Here is a 25,155-nt window from a genome sequence, read left to right as displayed (position 1 = left end):
GTGCCGACCGGTCACCGGCGGCCTCGGTGGCCGTCGAGCCCACCGAGGGGCACACCCGGCCTGCTGCGACTCTCGCTGCCGCTGGGCCGCAGTGGGCGCAAGACGGGCGGGTCCGGGCCCGGGCGGAGTTCGCGGAGGCCCGCCGTCACGGCCTGGCTGCCCGGCATGCGACCAAGCTCACCCGACTCCGCAATGCCAGGCTGATCGCCGAGCTGGACCAGGCCGCCGCCCACACGCCCGAGGCAAGCAAGGCCACTGTCCACACGCCCGAGGCAGGCAAGTCCGCTGTCCATGCACCCGAGGTGGACGAGTCCACTGTGCTGGCGTCCGAGGTGACGGTTGTGTCGGAGCCGCGACCCGCGTCCGCCCCTGATGGGTGCCAGGTCGAGAGGGAGCTACAGGGTGGTGCGGTCGAGAAGGAGTGTTTCGAAGGGCGGCCTGCGTCGGGCGGGCCGGGCGCTGGCAGCGGGAAGGGCAATGGCCGATCGCCGCGTCGGCTTGGCAGGGTAGGGGACCGAGGGTCTGCGGTTGGGTTCGGTGTGGGGTGGGGCAGCGGTCTGCGAGTCGGGTCGCGGCGGTGGTGGGTCGTGGCGCCATTCAAGGTCGGCAGGGGCGCTGTGAAGGGCGAGGTCCGCCAGGGGCGCTATGTCGGGCGAGGTCCGCCAGGGGCGCTATGTCGGGCGAGGTCCCGCCAGGGTGTTGTGTCGGGCGAGGTCCGCCGGGCCGTTGTGCCGGGATCGTGCGGTGATGTCGCGGTGAGCCGTCTGCGGGTGTCCGCGGTGCGGGTGCGCTGTAGGTGGCGGCGGGAGTCCGGCCGCGTACGCTCTGGTCGTGGCCAGATTCCTCGACGTGCATCCCGACAATCCGCAGCCGCGGCTGCTGCAGCAGGTTGTCACGGTGTTGCGGGATGACGGGTTGATCGCGTACCCGACGGATTCCTGCTTTGCGCTGGGGTGCCAGCTGGGCAGCCGGCCGGGGCTGGAGCGGATCCGGGACATCCGGAAGCTGGATGACCGGCACCACTTCACGCTGATGTGCCGGGACTTCGCGCAGCTGGGGCAGTTCGTGCAGATCAGCAACTCGGTGTTCCGGCTGGTGAAGGGGGTGACGCCGGGCAGTTACACGTTCATCCTGCCGGCGAGCCCCGAGGTGCCGCGGCGGTTGCTGCACCCCAAGAAGCGGACTGTGGGGGTGCGCATCCCGGAGCACACGGTCACGCAGGCGCTGCTGGCGGAGCTCGGCGAGCCGCTGCTGTCCAGCACGCTGCTGCTGCCGGACCAGGACGAGCCGATGACCCAGGGATGGGAGATCAAGGAGCTGCTCGACCACCAAGTCGATGCGGTCATCGACGGCGAGTGCGGCGTCGAGCCGACGACCGTCGTGGACCTGTCCGGCGACGAGCCCGAGATCCTGCGGGTCGGCGCCGGCGATCCAGGCCGCTTCGAGTAGGTCGCGGCGGGCGAGGGCGTCGAGTCGGGGATTCTGCGGGTCGGCGCCGGCGATCCAGGCCGCTTCGAGTAGGTTGCGGCGGGCGAGGGCGTCGAGTCGGGGATTCTGCGGGTCGGCGCCGGCGATCCAGGCCGCTTCGAGTAGGTCGCGGCGGGCGAGGGCGTCGAGTCGGGGATTCTGCGGATCGGCGCTGGCGATCCAGGCCGTCGCGGGTGGGTCGCGGGCGGGTGGGTCGCGGCGGTGGGCAGCCGACTGGAGGCCGCCGGGCGATTGTCCGGCGGGCGGGTGCTGCGGGCCTGGAGTGAGGGCCCTGCGGGTAAGGGTTACAGGCTCGGCATGGTGCCGCGGGGTGGGGTCTGGGAGTAGTGCTGCGGAGTGGGGATTGCGGCCCTGGCACAAGTCCTGCGGCCCTGGCGTGGGGTCCTGCGGACGTGGCGTGTGCTCGGACGTGGCGTGGGTGCGGCTGGGAGGGTTTGGGCCTGGTGGGTGTTCTGCAGGTGGGGTGCTGCGAGTGTGGCATGGGTGCCGCGGGTGGGCGCTGGGGCGGTGGCGTGGAGTGCCGCGGGTGGAGACGCTGGGGGCGTGGCGTGGAGTGCCGCAGGATTGACGGGTCGATCACGCTGCTCGGCGACCTCGCGTAGGGCACGGCGCCCGAGTGGTGGTTGTGGGTCTGGCATGGGCGATGTGGGAGGAGGGGCTGCGGACCTGGCTTGTGGGTGCTGTGGGTAAGAGGTTGTGGGCCTGGCGGTGGGGTCGGTCGGTGGGAGAGGTTGCGGGGCTGGCGGTGGGGGTGGTCGGTGGGAGGTTGTGGACTGGTGGGTGCTGTGGGGGTGAGGGGCTGCTGGTTGCGGGGAGCGGTGTTCCAAGGATGGGAGGGGTGTGCGGTGTTGCATCACGTTGAGGTTTGGGTGCCGGATCTGGGGCGGGCGGTGCGGAGTTGGGGGTGGTTGCTGGAAGAGCTTGGGTGGGAGGTGTACCAGGAGTGGGCGGTCGGGCGGAGTTGGCGGTTCGAGCGGACGTACATCGTCTTCGAGCAGTCGCCGGGGTTGACGGGGGAAAAGCATGAGCGGTGCCGGCCTGGGGTGAACCATCTGGCGTTGTGGGTGGACGGGCGGGAGCGGGTGGAGGCGATCGTCGCCGAAGCGGGGGCGCACGGGTGGGTGTTGATGTTTCCCGAGCGGCATCCGTACGCGGGTGGGGCTGGACACTACGCGGCGTATCTCGAGGATGCGGACGGGTTTGAGGTGGAGCTCGTCAGCGGTCGGTGAACTGTCGGGGACCCGACAGTTGCGGGTGGTGGAAAGCGCTGCACGAAAAGAAGAACGACGCTAGCGGTATTGGTCGGAAAATGGCTGACCATTTTTGGTTTATCGCCCGTTCGGCCAGGTGCGGCGGCATACTTGAACCGTTCGCAAGGATGGCGGAGTTGCTGGACCCGCTTGCGATCAATCCCCTTTCTGAACGTCGCCGCCGCCGAATGTAGTCGGGCGGCGGTTCAACTGTGTCAATCGGCGCCGAATGCGTGATTGGAAGCAAACAAATGACCCTGCTGGAATCCATCGGATCGAATGCGCAAGGCAATGACGAGCAGGAGCAGCGCAGGCTGAGCCTGAGCACCGGTGCGGCGCGGAACCTCGCGACGACCACCAAGTCGGTGCCGCAGATGCAGGAGATCACCTCGCGGTGGCTGCTGAAGATGCTGCCCTGGGTGCAGGCGGGCGGCGGCGCGTACCGGGTCAACCGCCGGCTCAGCTACGCGGTCGGCGACGGGCGGGTCACGTTCGTGTCCACCGGCTCGCAGGTGCAGGTCATCCCGCAGGAGCTGGGCGAGCTGCCGGCGCTGCGCGGGTTCGAGGACGTCAACGCGCTGCGGAGCCTCGCGGACCGGTTCGTGCAGCAGGAGTTCGCGCCCGGGGACGTGATCGTCACCAAGGGGCAGCCGGCGGACCGGGTGTTCCTCATCGCGCACGGGAAGATCAACAAGATCGGCGCGGGGGAGTACGGCGACGAGACCGTCCTCGGGGTCATGGCCGACGGCGACTACTTCGGCGCCGAGGTCCTCACCGGCGGCGCGACGAACTGGGAGTTCACCGCCAAGGCGCTGACCAGCTGCACCGTGCTCGCGCTGTCGTGGCAGGCGATGCAGCAGCTCAACGGGCAGGCCGACGCGCTGCGCGAGCACATCCGCCGGATGCGGGACCAGCCGCAGAAGCCGCAGAACAAGCACGGCGAGGCCGCCATCGAGATGGCCTCGGGGCATGACGGCGAGCCGGTCCTGCCCGGCACGTACGTCGACTACGAGGCGTCGCCGCGGGAGTACGAGCTCAGCGTCGCGCAGACCGTCCTGCGCGTGCACACCCGTGTCGCGGACCTCTACAACAAGCCGATGGACCAGGTCGAGCAGCAGCTGCGGCTGACGATCGAGGCGCTGCGCGAGCGGCAGGAGCACGAGCTGGTCAACAACCGCGACTTCGGCCTGCTCCACAACGCGGCGTACGACCAGCGCATCTACACCCGTACCGGCCCGCCGACCCCGGACGACATGGACGAGCTGCTGTCGCTGGTGTGGAAGGAGCCGACGTTCTTCCTCGCCCACCCGCGCGCGATCGCCGCGTTCGGCCGTGAGTGCAGCCGCCGCGGCGTCTACCCCGGCAACATCGACTTCGGCGGGCACCAGGTCCCGGCGTGGCGCGGCGTGCCGATCTTCCCGAGCAATAAGATCGAGGTCAGCGACACCCGCACCACGTCCATCATGTTGATGCGCGTCGGCGAGCAGCAGCAGGGTGTCATCGGCCTGCACCAGACCGGCATTCCCGACGAGTACGAGCCCGGCCTTTCGGTGCGTTTCATGGGCATCAGCGAGCAGGCCATCATTTCGTATCTGGTGAGCGCCTACTATTCCGCCGCGGTGTTGGTGCCGGACGCCCTCGGCATTCTCGAGAATGTGGAAATCGGGCGGGAGAACTGACGTCGTGCAAACCGAGGAAGAGGTTCGGCGCAGCCTCGGTACCCGCGCCGCACGTACCATTGCGACCACCACCAAATCCGTCCCGCAGATGCAGGGCGTCTCGCCCCGCTGGCTGCTGCGGATGCTCCCGTGGGTCGAGGCCGAGGGCGGCACGTACCGCGTCAACCGCAGGCTCACCTACACCGTCGGCGACGGCCGGGTCACGTTCACCAACCAGGGCGCCGACGTGAAGGTGATCCCGCAGGAGCTGCGGGAGCTGCCGGCGCTGCGCGAGTTCCCGGACGACTCGGTCCTGCACCAGATGGCCGAGCGGTTCGAGCAGCTGGAGCTCGGCCCCGACGAGACGGTCGTGACCGCCGGGCAGCCCGCCGACCGGGTGTACCTGCTGGTCAGGGGCAAGGTCCGGCAGCTCGGCGTCGGCGAGTACGGCGACGAGACCCTCCTCGGCGTGCTCACCGACGGCGACTTCTTCGGCGACGGCGTCTTCGAGGGCACGCACCACAGCTGGGGCTTCACGATCCGCACCAGCACCCCGACGACGCTGCTCGCGCTGCGCCGGCAGGAGATCGACCGGTTCAGCGACACGATCGGCGCGCACATCACGAAATATCAGCAAAAAGCAGGCAAAAAGCAGAACAAGCACGGCGAAGCGGCGATCGACCTGGCGGCCGGGCACGAGGGCGAGCCGGTCCTGCCGGGCACCTTCGTCGACTACGAAACCACGCCGCGCGAGTACGAGCTCAGTGTCGCCCAGACGATCCTGCGCCTCCATACGCGCGTCGCGGACCTCTACAACCAGCCGATGAACCAGTTCGAGCAGCAGCTGCGGCTGACGATCGAGGCGCTGCGCGAGCGGCAGGAGCACGAGCTGATCAACAACCGCGACTTCGGGCTGCTCCACAACGCCGACCTGAAGCAGCGCATCGCCACCCGCACCGGCCCGCCGACCCCCGACGACCTCGACGAGCTGCTCTCCAGGCGGCGCAAGTCGCGGCTGCTGCTCGCCCACCCGAAGGCGATCGCCGCGTTCGGCCGGCAGTGCAACAGCCGCGGCCTGTACCCGCCGACGATCGCCCTCGAGAACCGTCAGGTCCAGTCGTGGCGCGGAGTACCGCTGCTGCCGTGCGACAAGATCCCGATCAGCGACCGGGGGACCAGCTCGATCCTGGTCCTGCGGACCGGCGCCGACGACCAGGGCGTGATCGGGCTGCGCCGCACGGGCATCCCCGACGAGGTCGAGCCGGGGCTCAACGTGCGGTTCATGGGCATCGACGAGCACGCGGTCAGCTCGTACCTCGTCAGCACGTACTACTCCGCAGCCGTGCTCGTCCCGGACGCGCTCGGCATCCTCGAACACGTCGAGATCGGAGGCTGACCGGATGGTCGCCGCCCACGTCGTCGGTCCCAGCGCCATCCAGCCCAGATCCGCGGGCGTGGTCCTCGCGCAGAGCCGGGACGCCGTCATGCCGGCGTTGCGCGCCGCCGTCGACACGTTGCCGGCGACGATGCGGCACGTCGCGGGGTACCACTTCGGCTGGTGGGACGAGCACGGCCGGCCCGTCGACGCGGACCCCGGCAAGGCGCTGCGGCCCGCGCTGGTGCTGCTCGGCGCGGCCGCCGTCGGCGGCGCCGGGCAGGCCGTGACGGGCGCCGTCGCCGTCGAGCTGGTGCACAACTTCTCGCTCCTGCACGACGACGTCATGGACGGCGACGCCACCCGCCGGCACCGGCCGACGGCGTGGAGCGTGTTCGGCACCAGCGCCGCGATCCTTGCCGGCGACGCGCTGCTCACCCTCGCGATGGACACGCTGCTCGCGAGCGGGCACCCGGCCGCGACCAGGGCCACCGGCATGCTCGGCGCCGCGGTACAGCGGCTCATCGACGGCCAGAGCGCGGACCTCGACTTCGAGCGCCGCGCGGACGTCGACGTCGAGGCGTGCCTGGCCATGGCGCAGGCGAAGACCGGGGCGCTGCTGGGCTCGGCGTGCGCGATCGGCGCCCTGCTCGGCGGCGGCCGGCCCGCGCAGGTGCTGCGGCTGGCGCAGTTCGGCGAGGACCTTGGCCTGGCGTTCCAGTTCGCCGACGACCTGCTCGGCATCTGGGGCGACCCGGCGACGACCGGGAAGCCGGTCCACTCGGACCTCCGCAGCCGTAAGAAGTCCCTGCCGGTGGTCGCTGCCCTGACCTCCGGCACCCCGGCCGGCCTGGAGCTCGCGGCGTTCTACACGGGCGCCGGCGCGCTGCCGGAGCCCCGGGTCGGCCGGGCCGCGACCCTCGTGGAGGCGGCCGGGGCGCGGATGTGGAGCCAGGCGCAGGCCGACCAGCTCCTCGTCCGTGCCCTCGACGCCCTCGCCGCCGCCGAGGCCGACCCGCTCGTCGAGGCGGAGCTGTGCGAGCTCGCCCGGTTCGCGACGCGGCGGGACCGGTGACGGTGGCGACGATGCGACGGACGGTCCTGCTGGCCGCCCCGAGGTCCTTCTGCGCGGGCGTCGAGCGGGCGATCGAGGTTGTGGAGCGGGTCCTCGACGCTGCCGATCGTCCGGTGTACGTGCGGAAGCAGATCGTCCACAACCGTCACGTCGTGGCCGATCTGGAAGCCCGGGGCGCCGTCTTCGTCGAGGAGCTCGACGAGGTGCCGGACGGGGCGACCGTCGTGTTCTCCGCGCACGGCGTCGCCCCGCAGGTCAGGGCCGAGGCCGAGGCCAGGTCGCTGCGCGTGGTCGACGCGACCTGCCCGCTCGTCACCAAGGTCCACGCCGAGGCCCGCCGGTTCGCCGCCCGGGGCGACACGGTCGTGCTCGTCGGGCACGCCGGCCACGAGGAGGTCGACGGGACGCTGGGCGAGGCCCCCGAGCGGACGGTCCTCGTCGAGTCCGCCGGCGACGTCGCGCGGCTGCGGGTCGAGGATCCGTCGCGGGTGTCGTACCTGACGCAGACCACGCTCGCCGCGGACGAGGTCGGCGAGGTGGTCGACGCGCTGCGGGCACGGTTCCCGGCCTTGCGGGGGCCCGGATCCGACGACATCTGCTACGCCACGACCAACCGGCAGGAGGCGGTGGCGGCGGTCGCCCGCGACGCCGACCTGGTCCTGGTCGTCGGCTCCGCGAACTCGTCCAACTCGCTGCGACTGGTCGAGCTGGCCCGCCGCCTCGGCACACCCGCCCACCTCATCGACGACGCGTCGGAGATCGACCCGGCGTGGCTGGCCGGAGCCCGTGTCATCGGCCTGTCCGCGGGCGCCTCGGCCCCGCCGCACCTGGTCGACGAGGTCATCGCCGCCCTGCGCGCCTTCGGCCCGCTGACCGTCGAGGAGCGCCGCGTCGCCGTGGAGCGGCTGCAGTTCTCCCTCCCGTCGACGGTCCGCTCATGAACCGGCGGACAGCGGCCCGCACCGCCGCGGGCGAGGACCCGCGGCGGTGGACGGCGGCCGAGGGGCGGGGTCAGCGGCGGCGGCGGAACAGGCGGGTCATCGCCACGGCGGCGATCATGAACCCGGCGGCGACGGGGATGAACCGCTTGCCGACCGGTGACGACGCCGAGGCCGGGACGGCGACGGGCTCGGCGGGGCGCACGTTGGACCGGTGGGCCGGCGTGGAGGGCGGCGGGGGCACGGAGGAGGGCGGGGCGGGGGTTGCCTTGCGCACCTGGGGCCGCGGCGGCGCCATCGTCACCATCGGGGCCGGCACCTCCGCTGCCGCGGGAGAAGGCGAGGGCACCGGCCGGCGCGTCGGCGTGGGCGACGGCACCACCGGATCAGGCTCGCCGGCGACGGCCGGGGGAGGCTGGACCGGGCACGCCGTGGCGTCCGACGACGCGACCGAGCCGAGGTCCGCGAGCTTCACCGCCCGCGACGGGTCCGACAGCGGGATCCGGAACAGGGCGCTGCCACCCGGCGCGTGCCCCGTCCCCGGACCCGCGCCCGGGCCGGACGCCTGGTTGAACAGCGCGGTCAGCGTGCCGTCCGGGTGCACGGCCACGCCGCCGTACGCGGACCGGCCCGGCAGCACCGCCGGCAGCGGCGTGAACGACACCCGCGAGCCCACCCGCACGAGCTGCGCCCGGCCGCCGCGGGCCGCGACCGTGAGCAGGTCACCGCTGGACGGCTCGACCGCCCAGCCACCGGCGTACGGCAACGACGGCAGCGGACGCGACGGCAGCAGCCGGGGCGCGCCCGGCGAGAGCTGCACGGGCCGCACCGAGGACGCCGTCCCGACCAGCAGCCGGACGACACCGCCCGCGGCGACGACCGTGCCGCCGTACGCGTCGGCGAGCGGGTATCCGGACGCGCGCCGGGTGCCGGGGACCGCGCCCAGGTCGGTGACGCGGCCGTCGCCGCCGATGCGCACCACGTGCGGACCGGCGCGCAGCTTCCGCCCGGCGCGGGCCGTGGCGAGGGCGAAGAGCGTGCCGTCGCCGGCGCAGCCGATGGCGTTGACCGCGTACCCGAGCGGCGTGCGGGCCACGGTGCCGCCGGCGGTGACCCGGTGCAGCGCCGAACCGGCGTCGCCGGGCCCCCGCGACACCCACACGAGCCCCTCGGGCAGCGCAGTCGCGGGCGCACCGGAGAACAACGACGTGGCCGGCATCGCATTCGCGATCATCGGTGTCCTGTACGCCATCCTCATGACGTTCGTGATCGTGAGCGTCTGGGAGGCGGGCGACGGCGCGCAGGACAGCAGCCGCGCCGAGGCCCGCGCCGTCGTCGACCTCAACCACTACGCCGACACGCTGCCCGCCGCCGAAGGCGCCGCGATGCGGGAGCTGACCGGGGAGTACATCCACATCGTCGAGCAGCAGGAGTGGCCGGCGATGGCGGGCGGGCAGCCGGTCGGCAGGGCGGGCAGCGCCGTGATCTCCAAGCTCTGGAAGTGCGTCGACGCGCCGCTGCCCGACGGTGCCGACGCCGCCGCGAACCGGCAGTCCGAGGCCCGCGCCGACCTGCGCGCCCTCACCCTCAACCGGGACGCCCGCCTCGCCGCCGCCGACGCGGGCCTGCCGAGCGTCACCGTCGACGTTTTCACCGATGTCGTCGACGACGGCACAGCACGATAGGACAACAGTGAGCCCGTTTACGCTTCCCGACTTCTACCAGCCGTACCCGGCCCGCCTGAACCCGAACCTGGAGGGCGCCCGCACGCACACCAAGGCGTGGGCGCGCGAGATGGGCATGGTGGAGGGCTCCGGCATCTGGGACGAGCGCGACCTGGACGACCACGACTACGCGCTGCTGTGCGCCTACACGCACCCGGAGGCGTCCGCGGCCGCGCTCGACCTGGTCACCGACTGGTACGTGTGGGTGTTCTTCTTCGACGACCACTTCCTCGACGTCTTCAAGCGCACCCAGGACATGCGCGGGGCGGAGGCCTACCTGGAGCGGCTGCGGCTGTTCATGCCGCTGCACGGCGCCGTCGTCGACGAGCCCACGAACCCGGTCGAGAAGGGGCTGAAGGAGCTGTGGGAGCGCACCGTGCCGGCGAGGTCCGCCGACTGGCGGGAGCGCTTCGTGCACAGCACCCGCAACCTGCTCGACGAGTCGCTGTGGGAGCTGGCGAACATCAACGCCGGCCGGGTCTCCAACCCCATCGAGTACATCGAGATGCGGCGCAAGGTCGGTGGCGCGCCCTGGTCGGCGAACCTCGTCGAGTTCGCCGCGGGCGCGGAGATCCCGGCGCGCGTCGCGCACAGCCGGCCGCTGCGGGTCCTCAAGGACACCTTCGCCGACGGGGTGCACCTGCGCAACGACCTCTTCTCGTACGAGCGCGAAACGCAGCAGGAGGGTGAGCTGGCCAACTGCGTGCTGGTCCTGGAGCGCTTCCTCGGCTACGCGCCGCAGGAGGCCGCCGACGCCGTGAACAGCATCCTGACGTCGCGCCTGCAGCAGTTCGAGCACACGGTTGTGACCGAGCTGGAGCCGCTCTTCGCCGAGCATGCCCTGGACCCGGTCGAGCGGCTGCGGGTCCTCAAGTACGCCCAGGGGCTGCAGGACTGGCAGGCGGGCGGGCACGAGTGGCACCTGCGCTCCAGCCGGTACATGAACGCCGACGTCCGGCCGACGGGGCAGTTCACGCTGGGCGGGCCGATGGGGATCGGCACGTCCGCGGCGCGGCTGGGCCTGACCGTGCGGGCCCGTCAGCACGACGTCCGCCCGGCCCGCACCACCGGCCCGCTGCCGGTGCCCGAGCTGTACATGCCGTACACCTCGCGGCAGAACGGGCACCTGGAGGCGGCGCGCCGCAGCGTCATCGAGTGGTCCCGCGCGATGGGCTTCTTCGAGCCCGTGCCGCGGCCGGGTCCGTCGCCGTCGGTGTGGACGGAGCGGAAGCTGGCCGGCTACGACTTCGCGGTCTGCGCCGGCGCGCTCAACCCCGACGGCACCGCGGCGGAGCTGGAGCTGGGCACCCAGTGGCTCAGCTGGGGCACCTACGGCGACGACTGGTTCCCGCAGGTCTACGGCCCCACCGGCGACCTGACCGGGGCCCGCGCGATGGTGGCCCGACTGAAGTCCCTCATGCCTCTGGATCTGGTTTCCGCGTCGGTACCGGTGAGCCCGCTCGAACGGGGCCTCGCCGACCTGTGGCCCCGGACTGCCGGCCCCATGGGCGCCGCGCACCGGGAGGAGTTCCGCGCGGCCGTGGACGTCATGCTGGACAGCTGGGTGTGGGAGCTGCAGAACCAGCACGAGCGGCGCATCCCCGACCCCGTCGACTACATCGAGATGCGCCGGCGCACGTTCGGCTCCGACCTGACGATGAGCCTGGCCCGCTTCCGCCAGGGCCGCCAGGTCCCGCCGGACGTCTACGGCACCCGCCCGATCCAGAACCTCGAGGCCGCCGCCAGCGACTACGCCTGCTTCGTCAACGACCTGTTCTCCTACCAGAAGGAGATCGAGTTCGAGGGCGAGCTGCACAACATGGTCCTCGTCGTCGAGAACTTCCTCGACATCTCCCGCGACCAGGCCGCGCTCGTCGTCCGCGACCTGATGACGGCCCGCATGCAGCAGTTCGAGCGGATCGTCGCGGTGGAGCTGCCCGCCCTCTACGAGCACCTCCGCCTCCCGGAGGCCGCCCGCGCCGGCATCGACACCTACGTCGTCCAGCTGCAGAACTGGATGTCCGGCATCATCGCCTGGCACGAGGCCACCGACCGCTATCCCGAGTCCGCCCTCCTGCGCACCGAGGACCCGGCCCCGGCACTGGCGACCACCATCCGCATCCCCACCGCCCCGAAGGGCTTCTCCTTCCAGCGCCCCGTTGCGACCACCGGAGGATCGGCCTAGGTTCGTGCTGAGCGGCGGCAGGGTCGGATCCGATCCGGCCCTGCCACCAGGAGAGCTTCGATCTCAGCTGCCGAGGCCGTCCAAACCGTCAGCAGCGAGCCGGAGCCCGATCGCGAGAGCGCCGCCGACCAGGGCGGCGCTCTCGTGCGCTGTCATCGCGGCGGTGAGACCGACGCCGTCGAGAATCAGCGATCCCTGCCGGGCGATCAAGGTGATCCCCCGCAGTGTCCGGACCCGCCGGAGCGGGATCTGCTCAGGCATGAGGTGGGTTCACTTCCTTTCAATTGCGCAATTGGTGGCGCGCCGGGGGTCCGTCGCGCCAATTCATGGGCGGAGCGCAGTGAACGGTGCGCGAACGCACCGCCACACGGTCGATGCAAACACGCTGAGCGACGATTGAAAACGTCGCGGCGCATCATTACGTCCGGTGCGAGATCAACAGGCGACCGGACAACGTGCGGTCGTCGCACCAGTCAACTTGTCCGGTCTTGCCGCAGGTTGCAGCGGCTTTGGCGGGCGACGGGCTGAGCTGCTCAAACGGCCGGACGGTCAACCCGACGGTCAAAAGAAGGACAACGGATTCGCGTGTCGCTGCACGTGGTGGTAACAATCTGTCGATGCTTTCCCGGTGCGCCAGTGGCGGCGTGCAGGCTCGATGGCACAGCGTCGGAGGGACCCAGCATGGCCGACCGGGAAGACGTCGGAGTCGACGGTGATCCATTGCCGGCGGTCGACAGGCGGCGCACGCATTACCTGTCGCCCAAGGAGCAGTTCGAGAAGGACCGGGACCCCCGGGTCGTCGAGCTCGCCGGCTACGTCCGTGACCTGCTGATCAAGGGTTACGGCGAGCAGGACACCTTCAGCAGGTTCGCGCAGACGGTCTGCCGGTTGGAGAAGCTGGACCCCGGCAAGGAGCGGCGCAGGATCAGCCGGCGGGTGTCGGAGCAACTGCTGAAGGGCGGCCCGACCTGGGAGACCTGCCAGCGGGTGGAGCGGGCGCTGCGGGCGGACCTCGACGACCCCGGGCAGGTGCACCAGGACCTGGTCCGGTTGTACACGGCCGTGCACGGGGCCGCCCCGGACGGCGAGGAGCCCGCACCGGTCGCGGAAGCCGACGTCGCCGACGCGGTGCCGCTGGTGTCGGAGGTCCCGCTGGTCTCCGAGGTGGTGAAGCTCGCCGGGCGGGTCGAGCACGCGCAGTCGACCCTCACCCAGATCACCGTCGAGCGGGACCAGGCGCTCGCCGAGAACGTCCTGCTCAGAGCGCAGGTCGCGGAGCTCACCGCGCAGATCGGCGCGCTGACCGAGCGGCTCAGGCTGTGGCGCTCCGAAGGCACCCGGCGGCAGTGGACCGCGGCGGGGTCGGCGCCGGCCCCCGCCGGGTGGGAGGCGGCCGGGCAGCGGGCCGCGCAGGCGCCGACCGTGCCGCGGCCGCGGCGGATGGCGACCGGGTTCGTCGAGGACGGCGACGACGAGGAGTTCTGGACGGTCCACGACTATCTCTCGGACGGGTCGCCGGCGTACCGGGACCTGCGGCTGCTGGACACCGGTCCGGGCGAGCTGCCCGACCCGCCGGAGCAGGTCGCCGACGAGGAGTTCTGGCGGGTGCTCGGCCTCGCCCCGCTGCGCGATCTGAACCGGTCCGGTGCGGCGGCGCCCGGCCGGGCGGGTGCGCTGCGGCAGTGGGTCGAGCCGGTGCCGGCCTGGTTCCGGGTCTCCGTGATGGTCGGGGTGGTCGCCGTGCTGGCCCTCGTCGCGCTCGGGCCGCTCATCCCGGAGGACGCGACCGACGACGTCGACGCGGACCGGGCGCTGTGCCTGCTGATGCAGCTGACCGACCCCGCCACCACCCGCTGCTCCGGGTGACCGGGCGGACCGGGGCGGCGGGGGTGAAACCCGGGTGACACGTCCGGGACACTGGGGGGCATGACACCGGAGAATGTGCTGCTGGCGGGGATCGTGGGCTCGACCGCGTACGGGCTGGCGGGGCCGGGGTCCGATGTGGACCGGCTCGGGGTGTTCGCGGCGCCGACGGTGGCGTTTCACGGGCTGCACCAGCCGGTCGAGTCGGTGGTGTCGACGCACCCTGACGTGACGCTGCACGAGGCCCGCAAGTACTGCGGCCTGGCGCTCGGCGGCAACCCGACGGTGTCGGAGCTCATGTGGCTGCCGCAGGAGCTGTACGAGACGCGCACGCCGCTCGGGGACGAGCTCATCGCGATCCGGTCGTCGTTCCTGTCGTCGAAGCGGATCCGGGACGCGTACCTCGGCTACGCGACGCAGCAGTTCCGGAAGCTGGAGTCGCGCGGCGACGGGTCGTTCTCGTCCGAGACGCGGCACCGGACCGCGAAGCACGCCCGGCACCTGCTGCGGCTGTGCTGGCAGGGGTACACCGCGTACACGACCGGCGTGATCCACATCCGGCTGGAGGAGCCGCAGCGGTTCCTCGACTTCGGGGAGCGGGTCGCGGGCGGTGACGTGGACGCCGCGCGCACGATGCTCGCCGACTACGAGGCGAAGTTCGACGCGACGCCCGGCGTGCTGCCGGCGTCGCCGGACGAGCGGGTCGCCGAGGACTGGCTGCTGCGCGTCCGGGCCGCGTTCCTGCCTCAGAGGTCGTGAGCGCGGAGCAGGGCGCGCAGGCCGAGCGCCGTCCGTAACGCGTCGCCCTCCGGGGTGTCGGCGATGTCGTCGACGACGCACGCGGTACCGACGAAATCCGCACCGACCTCGAGCACCATGTCCCGGGTCGCCTCGGCCTGCGTGCCGCTCTCCACCCAGTCGTCCACGCAGAGCACCCGGTCGCCCGGCCGGACCAGGCCGCGGCGGAAGCTCATGACACCGCCGCCGCCATGGTACGAACCGGGCAGCGCTCGGCGCACGAAGCCCGGATCGGGGCCGGACGCCGCCCGGTCGTTCTTGCGCACCTCGACGAGCCCGACGCCGAGGTGCGCCGCGACGAGCGCGCCGAGCAGGCTGCCGCGCGAGACGGGCCCGGCGACGAGCGTCGGCGACCCGGGCACGAGCCCCGCGACGGCGGCGGGCAGATCCCGCAGCACCACCGGGTCCCGCCACCACTCCGTCACGTCCGCCCAGGCCACATCCGAGTACGGCGCACGCCGCCAGTGGAAGCCGACCTGCAGCCGGCCCACGAGATCAACCACGCGGCTACCGTACGGCAGCGACCGCCGCGTCAGGTCCGCCGCGCCACAGCGTGCCCGACTCGGTGAAACCGGCGTCGCGCAGGGCCTCGAGGTGCCAGCTGACCGGCGGCAGGAACTCCGCGCTCGCGCCCTTGGGGTGGACGACGGCCCGGTCCGCCGCCAGCGGGCCGAGCACCGGGTCGGCGGCGGCGAGGTCCCACCACGCGGACCAGGTCGGCGCGGCGCCGGCGGCGTACCTGGCGTCCCGCCGCGCGTCGGCGGAGGCGACCAGCTGCTTGGTGAGGCCGGGCAGCTGCGGGTCCGGCATGTGGTCGGCGTTGACGAGCAGGCCGCCCGGGCGCAGGACGGTCCGGATCTCGCCGTACAGCACGCGCAGCCGCTCGGCCGGCAGCCAGTGCAGGGCCGTCGCGGCGAGCACGGCGTCGTATCCGGCGTGCGGCAGCGCGCCGGTCCAGGCCGGGTCGCGCAGGTCGGCGGTCACGATCTGCGCCCGGTCGCGCAGTGACGCCCGGGCGATGCACAGCAGCACGGGATCGACGTCGAGCAGGGTGACCTCGGCGTCGGGCAGGCGGCGCAGCACCCGGAGCGCGATCGATCCCGTGCCGCCGGCCAGGTCCAGCACCCGGGGCGGATCCTCGGTGACCGCTTCCACGGCGTCGATCATCGCGGCGATGCGGTGCTCCCGGTCCGGCATGAACGCGGACTGCTGCAGGTCCCAGCTTTCCTGCCACGCACCGGGGTCGGCGACGTAAGGAGTCATACCCCTCACGCTAGTTACCGGACGGATCGATGTCCAGCGTTACCCGGCGACCGTGCTCAGCGCCCGCTCCGGCTCCGCCGGCGTGTGCATCCGCCGGTCCACGGCGAACACCAGCCCCGCGGCGGCCGTCGCCGCGACCGCGAGCACCAGCCAGAACGGGACGGGCGTGCTGAGCAGGTACACCGCGACCGGCGGCCCGATCGTGTTGCCGACCTGGAACGTCGCCCACGCGGCGCCGGTGGCCCGGCCCAGGGTGCCGGGGGGTGCCAGCCGCTCCACGAGCGTGTAGAACGCCGGGCTGTAGGCGCACTCGCCGAGCGCGAACGTGACCATCATGACGACGAGCAGCGCGGTCCTCGCCCCGCCGCTCACGGCGCCCGCGGCGTAGCCGACCAGCCACGCACCGGCCCACGCGAGGCTCATCGCGATCAGCGCACGGGTCTTGTGCACCCGCTCCACCCAGCGGGACACCGGCAGCTGCCCGGCCAGCACGACGAACGTGCCGACGGCGTACAGGGCGCCGACCAGCGTCGTGGAGCCACCCATCTCGGTGCGCACGGCGAGCGGCACGCCGCTCTCCAGCTGCGCCATCCCGAACGTCACCAGCAGCAGCTGCGCGACCAGCAGCAGCACGTAACTGCGCCCGGGCCGGAACCGGGCCAGGGTCTTGCGCTGGGACCCGACCGCGTCGGCGTCCTCCGGCAGCGGGACGAACACGGCGATCACCACGGCGTACAGCGCGCAGCTGACGCCGTCGGCGGCGAACAGCCACCGGTAGGTGGCGTCGGTCGCGGCGCCCAGCAGCAGGCCGCCGAGCCCGCCGCCGACGCCCAGGCCGACGTTGAGCAGCAGGTACCGCATCGACATCGTGCGGACCTTGACCTCCTCGCTGCCGCTGAGCCTAGCGATGATCGGGACCACGGCCGGCAGGAACAGGCCGGTGCCGACGCCGATCACGAGCAGCGCCGCCAGCTGGGCGGCGTAGCCGCGCCCGGCCGCCAGCAGCAGCCACCCCGCCGTCTGCACCAGCAGCGCGCCGACGGCGACCGCCCTGGGCGAGCGCCGGTCGACGAGCGCACCGCCGTACACGGACATCGGCACCGCGGCGCCGGCGAGCACGAGCAGCAGCACCGCCGTCTCGCCCGCCGGCAGCCCCTGGAACTGGTGCAGGTAGATCGCCAGGAAGGGGTAGCAGAGCCCGGTGCCGACGGCCGACAGCCCGTACCCGCCGACGAACCACCACGCGGGGCGGCTGAGCCGCCGGTCCGCGCGGCCGGGTCGAGCCTTGCCCATGACAGCTCCTTCGCTGCTCGTCTCTGCTGCTCGTCTTAGCTGCTTTTCAGCCGGTGCCCCGGACGTGCCGCACCATGTGGTCGAGACGGTCGAGGACCTCCGACTCGGTCGCGCCCTCCACCGTGACGGCGGCGACGGCGTCGCTCCACCGGGTCGGCACCGGCAGCACGTCGCCCGGGCGCCGCAGGTACGCCAGGTCGACCAGCCACGGCACGTCCGGCGCCGCGGGGGTCGCCTCCAGCACGCCGCCGGGCTGGTAGACCATCACGTAACCGATCAGCGGCACCGGGTCCGTCGCAGGGTCTTTCGCCGGGACCGGCAGGGCGTCGCCCAGCTGCGCCATGACGGCGGCCTCGTCGAGGTCGACGCCCGTCTGGTGCCGGAAGCCGGGGATGATGCCGCCGCCGCCCGGGCGGCCAGCGATCTCGCAGAACACCACCTCGCCGGCGCGGTCGAGGAACATCTCGTGGTGGGTGACCCCGCTGAACCACGGGAAACACTTCAGCACCGCGGCGTTGAACGCCAGCAGCGCCTCCCGGTCCGGCCCGGGCCCGATGTTGTGGTCCCGGCAGGGCGCCGCGTCGTGATAGCTGGTGGTCGGGTCGACCGTCCTGGACACCGTGGCGACGACGGGCTCGCCGTCCCGCACGACGCTGTCCACGTGGTGGAGATTACCATCGATGAACTCCTCGACCTCGTAGTTCGCCCGATCGAGGCCCGGGTTGGCGTCCAGCACCGGCCGCAGCTGCTCGATCCGGTCGAGGAAGAACACCCCGGTCGACGCCATCCCCTCCGTCGGCTTCAGCACCACCCGGCCGTGCCGTTCGAGCAGCGTGGCGACCGCCTCGGGGCTGAAGGGCTCGTGCCACGGCACCCTGACGCCGAGCCCACCCAGGTGCTCCTTCATCCGCAGCTTGTTGCGCACCAGCAGGGTGCGCTCCTCGCTCTGCCCGGGGATCCCGAGCCGGTCGCGGAGCCGCGCGGCGGGCAGCAGCAGCCGCTCGGAGATGGCGACGACGAGGTCCAGGGGGCGGTGCCGGTGCACCATCTCCCCGGCCTTGAGCATGAGCGGCACGTCGTCGAGGTCGATGCCGATCACCGCGTCGATCTCGGCGCCGGACACCTCGCCGACCTTGGCGCGGTCGGTCAGGACCGTCACCGCGAACCGGTCGGCGGGCATGAACGGCGAGCCGTCGTGGCGGCGGTAGTGGCTGTAGCCGATCCGGTCGATCAGCAGCACCCGCCGGCGGTCGTCTGCGGACATGGTCTTCTCCTTGCCTGGGAAGGGTTTCAGCCGACCGCGGTCGGGGCGGCCGTCCGGTCCTGGCCGCTGCGGGCCGCGTACTCCTGGTACCGGGCGCCCAGCTCCAGCGCGTGGTCGGCGCAGTCCGCCAGCCGCATGGTGCGGCAGTCGTACCCGAGCGACTCCCGCATGATCCCGGCCGACTCCTCGGTGAACTCCACCGTGCCGTCGGGGCGGATCCGGTCGATGCCGTCGCGGCGCTGCCCGGCCTCGTTCACCGCGACGGCGTCGCCGAGGCCGACCGACGCGGGCAGGTCGAGGGCGACCGCGCCGTGGCCGATGCGCACCGGATATCCGCCCGGCAGCCCGCCGACCCCCGGCGCGTGGGCCTGCGCGGCGTCGCCGTGCAGCAGCGGCCGCAGCACGCTGAGCGCCGACGCGGCCGTCATCAGCTGCCCGGCCATCCCGCCGAGCCGGCGGTGGCTGCTGGTCAGCGGCAGGAACAGCGTGCCGACGTCGACGTCGGCGGTGCGGTCCGCACCCTTGACGGTGACCTGCAGCCGGAACGTGTCTGGTTCGGCGTCGCCGGTACGGGAGACGTGATGGCTCACGTAGTGGTGCGCCACGAACCGCACGCCGACGTCGCGCACGGGCACGCCGAGCCGCTCGGCGGCGATCAGCCGCAGCGCCGGCACGTTGTTGGCCACGTTCCCGATGCCGGCGTCGGGCGCCAGCCCGGCCGTGTGCAGGACCGGGTGGACGGCGTCGGGGTACGCGGCGTTGACCACGACGGGCCTGACCCCGGACCGGCGCACGGCCGTCATCAGCCGCAGCGCCGGCGTCAGGTGCATCGGCAGCCAGGGGCCGAAGTTCGCCCGGTACAGGCGCTGGAACGCCGCGGGCGGCAGGGTGCCGATGACCCACCACGACTGCAGGCTCGCCGCGTTGAAGACGACGTCGGGGCGCAGCGCGGCGATGGTCTCGGCGGTGGCGTCGACGTCGTCGAGGTCCACCCGGCGGCCGTCGACGACGGGCTGCCGGCCGACCTGCAGCGCGGCCAGCCGGGCGAGGTTGACCTTGCCGCGGACCTCGGCGTCACGGCGGCCGCCGAGCGTGACGGCAACCGGCCGGAGGTCGCGGGCCAACTGGTACAGGACCTGACCGGCGAGGTCGCCGGCGCCGACGATCAGCAGGCGGGGCGTCGGCTCCGTCACCGGGCACCTCCCGTCCCGCCGTGCCCTGTCCCGGTGGGTCCTGTTCCGGCGGGCGTGGACACCAGGCGCGGTAGCTGCCGCATGTCGTCGAACGTCGGCACGCCTTCGGCGGCGAGCAGGTCCGCGTACGGCCCGTCCGCGTACCCGAGCGTGCGCATGCCGGCGGCGAGCCCGGCCCGCACACCGACGAGGCTGTCCTCGACCACGACGCACGCCGCGGGCGCCACCCCGAACGCCGCGGCCGTGTGCAGGAACAGGCCCGGGTCCGGTTTCCAGCTGCCCACCTCGTACGCGGAGAAGGCCCGCCCGGCGAACCGCGCCCACAGCCCGGTGGCGCGCAGCCGCTGCTCGATGATCGCCGCCGGGCTGCTCGACGCGACGCACATCGGCAGGTCGATGCGTTCGAGCGCGTCGGCGACCCCGTCGACGGGGCGCATGCTCTCCCGGGTCAGCTCCTCGCAGCGCGCCCGTACCGCGGCCACGAACCCGTCCTCGACGGGGGCGCCGATCAGGCCTTCGACGAAGGTGACGCAGTCGGCCATCTTCTTGCCCCGGAACTCGACCTCCGCCTCCTGGAGCGTCAGCGCCGCCCCGGCCCGGCCCGCCAGCTCCCACAGCGCCCGCGACTCCGCGTCCTGGCTCTCCACGAGGACCCCGTCGAGGTCGAGGACGAGCAGCTCGGCGGCGGTCATGCCGCGTCCCGCAGGGTCGCGACGATCTCCCACCGGCGCAGCAGGTCCGCGTCGTGGTACGCGAGGAACTGCTCGAACATCCCGATGTAGTTGGCGCCGTCCTCGTCGCCCATCTCCGCGCGCAACGCCGCCTCCCGTTCGCGGAGCCGGTCGAGGTACGCCCGGAAGTACAGGCCGTCGATGTCGGTGCGGTCGGCGGTCGCGACGGTGAAACCGGCCTTCTCCAGGACGCCCTCCCAGTCGGCGTGCGGCAGGAACAGGCCCGGCTGCAGGTCCACCTCGCGGTCCCGGTCGGACCGGTCGGCGAGGATCCGGGTGAGCAGCAGCACGGCACTGCCGGAGTCGCGGAGGACCCGCCGCCACCGCGGCACCGCGGCCTCGGGCGCCGACCAGTACCCGGAGCCGAACGCCAGCACCGCGTCGAACTCGTCGCCGAACCCGCTCAGCTCGCCCAGGTCCCCGACGACGAACGTGGTCCGTGGGCCGCCTGGGTGCCCAACGGCCCGCTCGGTGGCCACCTCGACCGCCGCCGGGCTCAGGTCGACGCCGATCACCTCGCAGCCGGTGGCCGCGGCCAGGGCGAGGCTGAGCCCGCCGGTGCCGCAGCCCGCGTCGAGCACGCGGGAGCCCGGCCCGAGCCCGAGGCGCTCCGCCAGGGCCCGCACGTAGTGCGGGGTGACGTTGCTGTGCTGCCCGACGAAGCCCGGCCCGAGCACGGCCGCCCGCGCCTCGTCCATGGCCCGCACGCGTTGCAGCCGGTCCCAGCCCGCGGCCACCTCCTCGAGGGTCTCGTCCCGTCCCGGGTCGCGCAGCCGCACCCGCAGGTGGTCGCAGGCGGCGAGCAGGTTGGCCCGCAGCTCGTCGCGGTCGCCGGCCTGGGCGATGACGGTCGCGACCCGCTGGCTCATGAAGTCCTCGGGCGGGAGCTTCACCCGGTCGCCGGCGCCGAGCAGCACCGCGACCTGGACGACGCCGGGCACGGCGAGCGCGGCGCCGTATCCGGTGACCTCGTCGATCTCACCGGCGGTCCGGGCGAAGGCGGACCGGACCCCGGCGACAATGCCGGAAGGGGCGCCGGCGGGTGCCATCGGGCTTCCCGTCGCGACGCGGACGATGTCGGCGCAGTAGTCCACGCCGGTGGCGAGCGGCACCAGGTGCGAGGCGATCATGCCGCCGCCCGCCCGCCCGGCGATCTCCACGAGGCGGGCGCGGCCCCGGCCGTCGACCTTGCACTCCAGGTGGAACGCGCAGTCGTCCATCCCGAACGCGGCCACGACCGCCCGGGTCAGCTCGCCGACCGAGGCCAGCGCGGCCGGGCCCAGCGCGCTGGGCTGCACGTGCTCGACCTCGATGTGGTGCGGCGCGGTCGTGACCTTGTCGGTGACCGCGACGAGGCGGACCTCCCCGTGCTGGACGAGGCCCTCGACGCTGTGCTCGGTGCCGTCGAGGCACTCCTCGTACAGCCAGCGGTGCTCGGTCCCGGCGAACATCGGGTCTCCCGACCCGGTGGTGTACCGCCGCAGGACGTCCCACGCCCGGCGGGCGCCGGCCTCGTCGGCGACCTCGAAGATGCCCTTGCTGCCGGATCCGGTCAGCGGCTTGAGCACCGCCGGGAAGCCGATGCGCGCGATGGCCCCGGCGAGGCTCGCCTCACCGTCGACCAGCTGGAACGCGGGAATGAGATCGGGCCGGCCCGCGAGGGCCTGCCGCCCGGCGTGCTTGTCCCGCACCAGGCGGGCCGCGCTGTCCCGCAACCCGGGCAGGCCGTGGTCCTCCGCGATCCGCGCGACCAGCCGCACGTCCCGGTCCGACCAGGTCACGACGCCGCGCACGGCCGCCCGCTGGACGAGCGCCGCGGCCGCCCGCCGGGCCGCCGGCACGTCGAACGTGTCCACCAGCTCGACGTCGTCGACCAGCGACATCACCGTGCCCCGCGGGATCCGGTCGGCGAGCAGCGCCACCCGCAGCCCGGCCCGCCGGGCCGCGAGCAGCACCGCGTTCGCTTCGAGCTGGTACGGCCTGAGATTGACGAACATCACGCTGGATGTCACTGCGGGACCGCCTTTGCATCGGATGGCGTCGGGGCGTCCGGGTAGCCGCCCAGGGAGGGGTTGTCCATCAGGAACCGCACCGCGGCCTCGGCCGGCGGGCGCAGGCCGGTGTACCGCCCCGGCCGCCAGCACGCCTCGCCGGACGTGGTGTGGACGTCCGGGTCGCCGGCGAGCCCGAGCGCGGCCCAGAGCCGTCCCGCCCAGCCCGGTGCCAGCGGCGCGGCGAGGACCGCGAGCGTCCACAACTGCGACCAGGCGGTGCCCGGGTCGTGCGGTCGCCCACCGGCGTCGCCGCCGGACGCCGCCAGCCGGTCGACCCAGTCGCCGAGCACGCCCACCGCCGCGGCCGGGTCGGTGACCGGCAGGCGCAGGCAACGGTCCTGGGCGGCGAGCGCCTCGACGGCACCCGGCGCCTCCGCGGGGGTCGCCGGAGGGCCGTCGACCAGCGCGGCCGAGCGGTCCGCCACGACCCGGTCGAGCCGCTCCGCCCACCCGGCGGCGAACCGGGCGAACGTGTCGCAGCGGAAGTCCTGGCTCTTCGTCAGCGGGCTGAGGCTCGCCAGGTACAGCCGGGCACAGTCGACGTCGAGCCCGGCCGCGACGTAGTCGCCGACCCAGATCGTGTGCCGCCGGGACGTGGAGAACTTCGCCCCGTGCAGGTCCAGGAACTGGTTGAACAGGAAGAAGTCGAACGGCCGGAAGTCCAGCCCGCGGGTCGTCAGGCCGAGCAGCACCAGCCACGGCATGACGGCGTCCAGCCCGCCGGCGGCCACCGTGATCACGTCGGAGCTCACCGACATCGGATTCGGCACCCCGTGCCGGTCGGCCGCGAAGTCACCGATCACCTTGCTCGCCGCGACGAGGCCGGTGCCGTAGCTGTAGTGCACGGACCCGTGATCCGGGCCGGCGAGGGGCCACGGCACGCCCCAGCCGATCGGGTACGTCAACCGGATGCCGGCCGGGTTCCACCGCTGGTACTCCTCGACGATCGGCAGGTACGTGTCGACCTGGCCGATCCGCTCGGCGCACCGCTCGGCCCGCATCCCGGCCGCCGGGGCGGCGAACGCGCTGGTGACGGTGACGGCCGAGAGCGTCCCGCCCGGCGGCGCACCGGCCCCCTGGCCCGGCCTCAGGCCCGGCACCGCTCGCGGCGCCGGCTCGCGCAGGTCCGTCGGGCCGAACCAGGTCCCGCACTCCTCGCACGAGTTGCCGGTGGCCGGCGCCGCGCACTTCGGGCACTTCCCGCTCAGCCAGCCGCCGACGAGCGGGCGCCCGGCGGCGGCGTCGAACCACAGCCGCTCCGCCCGCAACCGCAGCCGTCCCTCGGCGTGCAGGGCATGGACCAGCGCGTCGCTGTAGCGCCGGTGCTCGGCACGGTGCGGCGCCGCGTGCACGTCGAGGTAGTCGTCCTGCACGACACCGAAGTCGGCCAGTGCCGCGGTGATACGACCCTGGTAGTCGCCGGCCACGGCCATCGGGTCGCGGCGTTCCTTCGCCGCGGTGAAGAGGATGTTCGACTCCCACGAGTCGGACGTGCCGACCGCGAGCGCGTCGTGCCCGCGCGAGCGCAGGTACCGCCGCAGCACGTCACCACGCAGGAACGGCCCCGCGATGTGCCCGAGGTGCAGCGGCCCGTTCGGCGTCGGATACCCGGCCAGCACCAGGTGCCGCGACCGGCTCGCATACTGGCGGCGCAGCTCACCGAACATTCCGAACCCCCACAACGCCGCCCGGAACGACTGTGGCGACCGGCGCGACCGGAGCCGGCAGAACGGACCCCGCCGCGGCGCCGGTCGAGGGGACGGATGACTGCGCGGTGATGGCCGGCGTGGTGGGCATGGCCGACTTGCTCGTTCCCGGCGTGATGGCGGTCGGCAGGATGGCCGCTGGGACAGGCGCGGACGCAGCTGGCACGGCGGGCGGCGGTGCAGCGGCCGGCGGCGGTGTAGTGGCCGGCGGCGGTGTAGTGGCGGGCGGCGGTGCAGCGGCAGGCTGCGGGAAGGCGGCGGTCAGGGCGGCGACGACCCGGTCGGCGACCGCTGGGCCGAGGCGGATGCCCGAGCCGCCCATGCCGCGGGCGTCGACCACCCGGCCCGCCGCGGTGACCGTCACCACCGGTGCGCCGCCGTGCGGATAGGCGTCGTGGCCGACGTGGGCGCCCACGACCGCCGCGGCCAGTGCCGGGCTGCGCCTGGTGAGGGCGCGCCGGCCCTCGTCGAGGTCGGCGGCGGTGACCGTCGGGTCGAGCGGGGCGCCGGGGACCGCGAACGACTCCCGCCGGAAGCTCACCGTCAGGCCCGCGTCGCCGGGCAGGATGAACAGCTCGTCGTCGATGAAGTCGAGCATCGGCAGGCCGTCGCCAGGGTGGTCCACGGTGAGGGCGGCGATGCGCTTCACGGGCTGAGCCGGTGCCGCGTCGGGCCACTCCGGGCACCAGCCACCCGCTGCCACGGCCACGGCCCGGGCGTGCACGGCGTGCCCCGACGCCAGGACCACCCGCACCGCGCCCGGCTCAGGCGAGATGGCGACCACCTCGCTCCCTTCCCACAGCGCCGAACCCGGCCCGCTCAGATGGAGGTCGAGCAGCGCACGTGTGAGCCGGGCGGCGTCCACGGCGTAGCAGTCGCCGGAGGAGGCGAGCACCGCCTCGTCGGGGTCGACGCGCAGGTCGCCGGCGCGCTCGCGGACTGTGGCGACCCGCTGCGCGGCGACCGGTCGCAGCGGCCCGCCCTGCCACGCGTCGAGGAAGCCCGGCACGTTGTGGCGGCGCAGCACGAACCAGACCTCGAGCGGACGCACGAGCCCGGCCTCCCGCCACCGGGCCGCGCCGGCGAAGTAGGCCTGGCCCGGGCCGACCAGCGGCGTCCTGCCCGGCACCCCGCCGAGCGGCACGCACACGCCGGCCGACCGGCCGGTCGCCCCGGCCGCGGCCGTCGAACGGTCGAGGACCAGCACGGACGCGTCAGGGTGGATCCGCCGGTACCGCTCGAGCACCAGCGCTCCCGTCATGCCCGCACCGACGATCACCAGGTCCCGGTGGCCGCG

At 73.3% G+C, this 25,155-nt stretch carries 21 protein-coding genes; 10 read left to right on the top strand and 11 right to left on the bottom strand.

The features are described from left to right. The first annotated feature begins 831 nt into the window (after window positions 1–831). The 6 genes from ABZ321_RS18685 (at window position 832) to ABZ321_RS18660 (ending at window position 7,787) form a co-directional block, all read left to right on the top strand. Window positions 832–1,449 carry an L-threonylcarbamoyladenylate synthase gene (locus ABZ321_RS18685; RefSeq protein ID WP_354892639.1) on the top strand — a complete coding sequence of 206 codons (618 nt, stop codon included), beginning with the start codon at window positions 832–834 and terminating at the stop codon, window positions 1,447–1,449. Window positions 1,450–2,273: 824 nt separating this feature from the next. Beyond that, window positions 2,274–2,717, top strand: coding sequence for a VOC family protein (locus ABZ321_RS18680; RefSeq protein WP_354892863.1), 444 nt, complete (start codon window positions 2,274–2,276; stop codon window positions 2,715–2,717). Between the two features lie 272 nt (window positions 2,718–2,989). Further along, window positions 2,990–4,417, top strand: coding sequence for a family 2B encapsulin nanocompartment shell protein (locus ABZ321_RS18675; protein WP_354892636.1), 1,428 nt, complete (start codon window positions 2,990–2,992; stop codon window positions 4,415–4,417). Next, on the top strand, window positions 4,392–5,792 hold the full coding sequence (locus ABZ321_RS18670) for a family 2B encapsulin nanocompartment shell protein (protein WP_354892633.1): 1,401 nt from the start codon (window positions 4,392–4,394) through the stop codon (window positions 5,790–5,792). Before ABZ321_RS18675 ends, ABZ321_RS18670 begins: the two co-directional genes overlap by 26 nt. Before the next feature lie 4 nt (window positions 5,793–5,796). Continuing rightward, window positions 5,797–6,846 (top strand): family 2 encapsulin nanocompartment cargo protein polyprenyl transferase, encoded by a 1,050-nt coding sequence (locus ABZ321_RS18665; RefSeq protein WP_354892630.1) that lies wholly within the window; start codon window positions 5,797–5,799, stop codon window positions 6,844–6,846. 11 nt (window positions 6,847–6,857) lie between these two features. Beyond that, a complete protein-coding gene (locus tag ABZ321_RS18660) occupies window positions 6,858–7,787 on the top strand; it encodes a 4-hydroxy-3-methylbut-2-enyl diphosphate reductase (protein ID WP_354892627.1) in 930 nt (309 codons plus the stop codon). A gap of 70 nt (window positions 7,788–7,857) precedes the next feature. On the opposite strand, the gene ABZ321_RS18655 is transcribed toward ABZ321_RS18660, so the two are convergent. Beyond that, window positions 7,858–9,018, bottom strand: a complete 1,161-nt coding sequence (locus ABZ321_RS18655) for a hypothetical protein (RefSeq protein WP_354892624.1) — start codon at window positions 9,016–9,018, stop codon at window positions 7,858–7,860. Between ABZ321_RS18655 and ABZ321_RS18650 the strand changes: the two genes are divergently transcribed. Together ABZ321_RS18650 and ABZ321_RS18645 are read left to right on the top strand one after the other, a co-directional pair. After that, window positions 8,993–9,469: a hypothetical protein gene (locus tag ABZ321_RS18650; RefSeq protein WP_354892621.1), complete on the top strand. Its 477-nt coding sequence runs from the start codon at window positions 8,993–8,995 to the stop codon at window positions 9,467–9,469. The two genes, ABZ321_RS18655 and ABZ321_RS18650, sit on opposite strands and share 26 nt — an antisense overlap. A 7-nt stretch (window positions 9,470–9,476) precedes the next feature. Beyond that, window positions 9,477–11,693 carry a germacradienol/geosmin synthase gene (locus tag ABZ321_RS18645; RefSeq protein ID WP_354892618.1) on the top strand — a complete coding sequence of 739 codons (2,217 nt, stop codon included), beginning with the start codon at window positions 9,477–9,479 and terminating at the stop codon, window positions 11,691–11,693. A gap of 63 nt (window positions 11,694–11,756) precedes the next feature. Here ABZ321_RS18645 and ABZ321_RS18640 read toward each other — a convergent pair whose 3' ends face one another. Then, window positions 11,757–11,954 (bottom strand): hypothetical protein, encoded by a 198-nt coding sequence (locus ABZ321_RS18640; protein ID WP_344498216.1) that lies wholly within the window; start codon window positions 11,952–11,954, stop codon window positions 11,757–11,759. A 420-nt stretch (window positions 11,955–12,374) separates the two neighbouring features. Here ABZ321_RS18640 and ABZ321_RS18635 point away from each other — a divergent pair, with 420 nt between their 5' ends. After that, window positions 12,375–13,559 carry a hypothetical protein gene (locus ABZ321_RS18635; RefSeq protein WP_354892616.1) on the top strand — a complete coding sequence of 395 codons (1,185 nt, stop codon included), beginning with the start codon at window positions 12,375–12,377 and terminating at the stop codon, window positions 13,557–13,559. A gap of 60 nt (window positions 13,560–13,619) precedes the next feature. Continuing rightward, window positions 13,620–14,315, top strand: coding sequence for a nucleotidyltransferase domain-containing protein (locus ABZ321_RS18630; RefSeq protein WP_344498220.1), 696 nt, complete (start codon window positions 13,620–13,622; stop codon window positions 14,313–14,315). On the opposite strand, the gene ABZ321_RS18625 is transcribed toward ABZ321_RS18630, so the two are convergent. From ABZ321_RS18625 to ABZ321_RS18585, 9 genes are read right to left on the bottom strand one after another with little or no spacing between them, the layout of a single operon-like run. After that, a complete protein-coding gene (locus ABZ321_RS18625; protein WP_344498222.1) occupies window positions 14,303–14,857 on the bottom strand; it encodes a phosphoribosyltransferase family protein in 555 nt (184 codons plus the stop codon). The two genes, ABZ321_RS18630 and ABZ321_RS18625, sit on opposite strands and share 13 nt — an antisense overlap. Before the next feature lie 4 nt (window positions 14,858–14,861). Further along, a complete protein-coding gene (locus ABZ321_RS18620) occupies window positions 14,862–15,617 on the bottom strand; it encodes a class I SAM-dependent methyltransferase (protein ID WP_354892611.1) in 756 nt (251 codons plus the stop codon). 39 nt (window positions 15,618–15,656) lie between these two features. Then, the gene (locus ABZ321_RS18615; protein WP_344498226.1) at window positions 15,657–16,910 is read right to left on the bottom strand and encodes an MFS transporter; all 1,254 of its coding nucleotides are present in this window, start codon (window positions 16,908–16,910) and stop codon (window positions 15,657–15,659) included. 46 nt (window positions 16,911–16,956) lie between these two features. After that, window positions 16,957–18,174: a hypothetical protein gene (locus ABZ321_RS18610; RefSeq protein ID WP_354892608.1), complete on the bottom strand. Its 1,218-nt coding sequence runs from the start codon at window positions 18,172–18,174 to the stop codon at window positions 16,957–16,959. Window positions 18,175–18,200: 26 nt separating this feature from the next. Beyond that, window positions 18,201–19,367 carry a hypothetical protein gene (locus ABZ321_RS18605; RefSeq protein ID WP_354892605.1) on the bottom strand — a complete coding sequence of 389 codons (1,167 nt, stop codon included), beginning with the start codon at window positions 19,365–19,367 and terminating at the stop codon, window positions 18,201–18,203. Beyond that, the gene (locus ABZ321_RS18600) at window positions 19,364–20,059 is read right to left on the bottom strand and encodes an HAD-IA family hydrolase (protein WP_354892602.1); all 696 of its coding nucleotides are present in this window, start codon (window positions 20,057–20,059) and stop codon (window positions 19,364–19,366) included. Before ABZ321_RS18600 ends, ABZ321_RS18605 begins: the two co-directional genes overlap by 4 nt. Next, the gene (locus ABZ321_RS18595) at window positions 20,056–22,110 is read right to left on the bottom strand and encodes an ATP-grasp domain-containing protein (RefSeq protein WP_354892599.1); all 2,055 of its coding nucleotides are present in this window, start codon (window positions 22,108–22,110) and stop codon (window positions 20,056–20,058) included. The genes ABZ321_RS18600 and ABZ321_RS18595 overlap by 4 nt, the downstream gene beginning before the upstream one ends. Next, the gene (locus tag ABZ321_RS18590) at window positions 22,107–23,819 is read right to left on the bottom strand and encodes a class I tRNA ligase family protein (RefSeq protein ID WP_354892596.1); all 1,713 of its coding nucleotides are present in this window, start codon (window positions 23,817–23,819) and stop codon (window positions 22,107–22,109) included. Before ABZ321_RS18590 ends, ABZ321_RS18595 begins: the two co-directional genes overlap by 4 nt. After that, entirely contained in the window at window positions 23,809–25,137 is a 1,329-nt protein-coding gene (locus ABZ321_RS18585) for an FAD-dependent oxidoreductase (RefSeq protein ID WP_354892860.1), read from the bottom strand. Before ABZ321_RS18585 ends, ABZ321_RS18590 begins: the two co-directional genes overlap by 11 nt. Window positions 25,138–25,155: the final 18 nt, after the last annotated feature.

This window comes from Dactylosporangium sp. NPDC006015 (assembly GCF_040614215.1).
Classification (GTDB): domain Bacteria; phylum Actinomycetota; class Actinomycetes; order Mycobacteriales; family Micromonosporaceae; genus Dactylosporangium; species Dactylosporangium maewongense.
This window is presented reverse-complemented; position numbering and strand designations above follow the sequence as displayed.

Coding starts and splice junctions, on each gene's coding strand:
- ABZ321_RS18590 (WP_354892596.1), bottom strand. CDS start 23,819: ATGTTCGGTGAGCTGCGCCGCCAGTATGCGAGCCGGTCGCGGCACCTG.
- ABZ321_RS18630 (WP_344498220.1), top strand. CDS start 13,620: ATGACACCGGAGAATGTGCTGCTGGCGGGGATCGTGGGCTCGACCGCG.
- ABZ321_RS18675 (WP_354892636.1), top strand. CDS start 2,990: ATGACCCTGCTGGAATCCATCGGATCGAATGCGCAAGGCAATGACGAG.
- ABZ321_RS18665 (WP_354892630.1), top strand. CDS start 5,797: ATGGTCGCCGCCCACGTCGTCGGTCCCAGCGCCATCCAGCCCAGATCC.
- ABZ321_RS18615 (WP_344498226.1), bottom strand. CDS start 16,910: ATGGGCAAGGCTCGACCCGGCCGCGCGGACCGGCGGCTCAGCCGCCCC.
- ABZ321_RS18640 (WP_344498216.1), bottom strand. CDS start 11,954: ATGCCTGAGCAGATCCCGCTCCGGCGGGTCCGGACACTGCGGGGGATC.
- ABZ321_RS18620 (WP_354892611.1), bottom strand. CDS start 15,617: ATGACTCCTTACGTCGCCGACCCCGGTGCGTGGCAGGAAAGCTGGGAC.
- ABZ321_RS18670 (WP_354892633.1), top strand. CDS start 4,392: ATGTGGAAATCGGGCGGGAGAACTGACGTCGTGCAAACCGAGGAAGAG.
- ABZ321_RS18660 (WP_354892627.1), top strand. CDS start 6,858: ATGCGACGGACGGTCCTGCTGGCCGCCCCGAGGTCCTTCTGCGCGGGC.
- ABZ321_RS18600 (WP_354892602.1), bottom strand. CDS start 20,059: ATGACCGCCGCCGAGCTGCTCGTCCTCGACCTCGACGGGGTCCTCGTG.
- ABZ321_RS18635 (WP_354892616.1), top strand. CDS start 12,375: ATGGCCGACCGGGAAGACGTCGGAGTCGACGGTGATCCATTGCCGGCG.
- ABZ321_RS18610 (WP_354892608.1), bottom strand. CDS start 18,174: ATGTCCGCAGACGACCGCCGGCGGGTGCTGCTGATCGACCGGATCGGC.
- ABZ321_RS18655 (WP_354892624.1), bottom strand. CDS start 9,018: ATGATCGCGAATGCGATGCCGGCCACGTCGTTGTTCTCCGGTGCGCCC.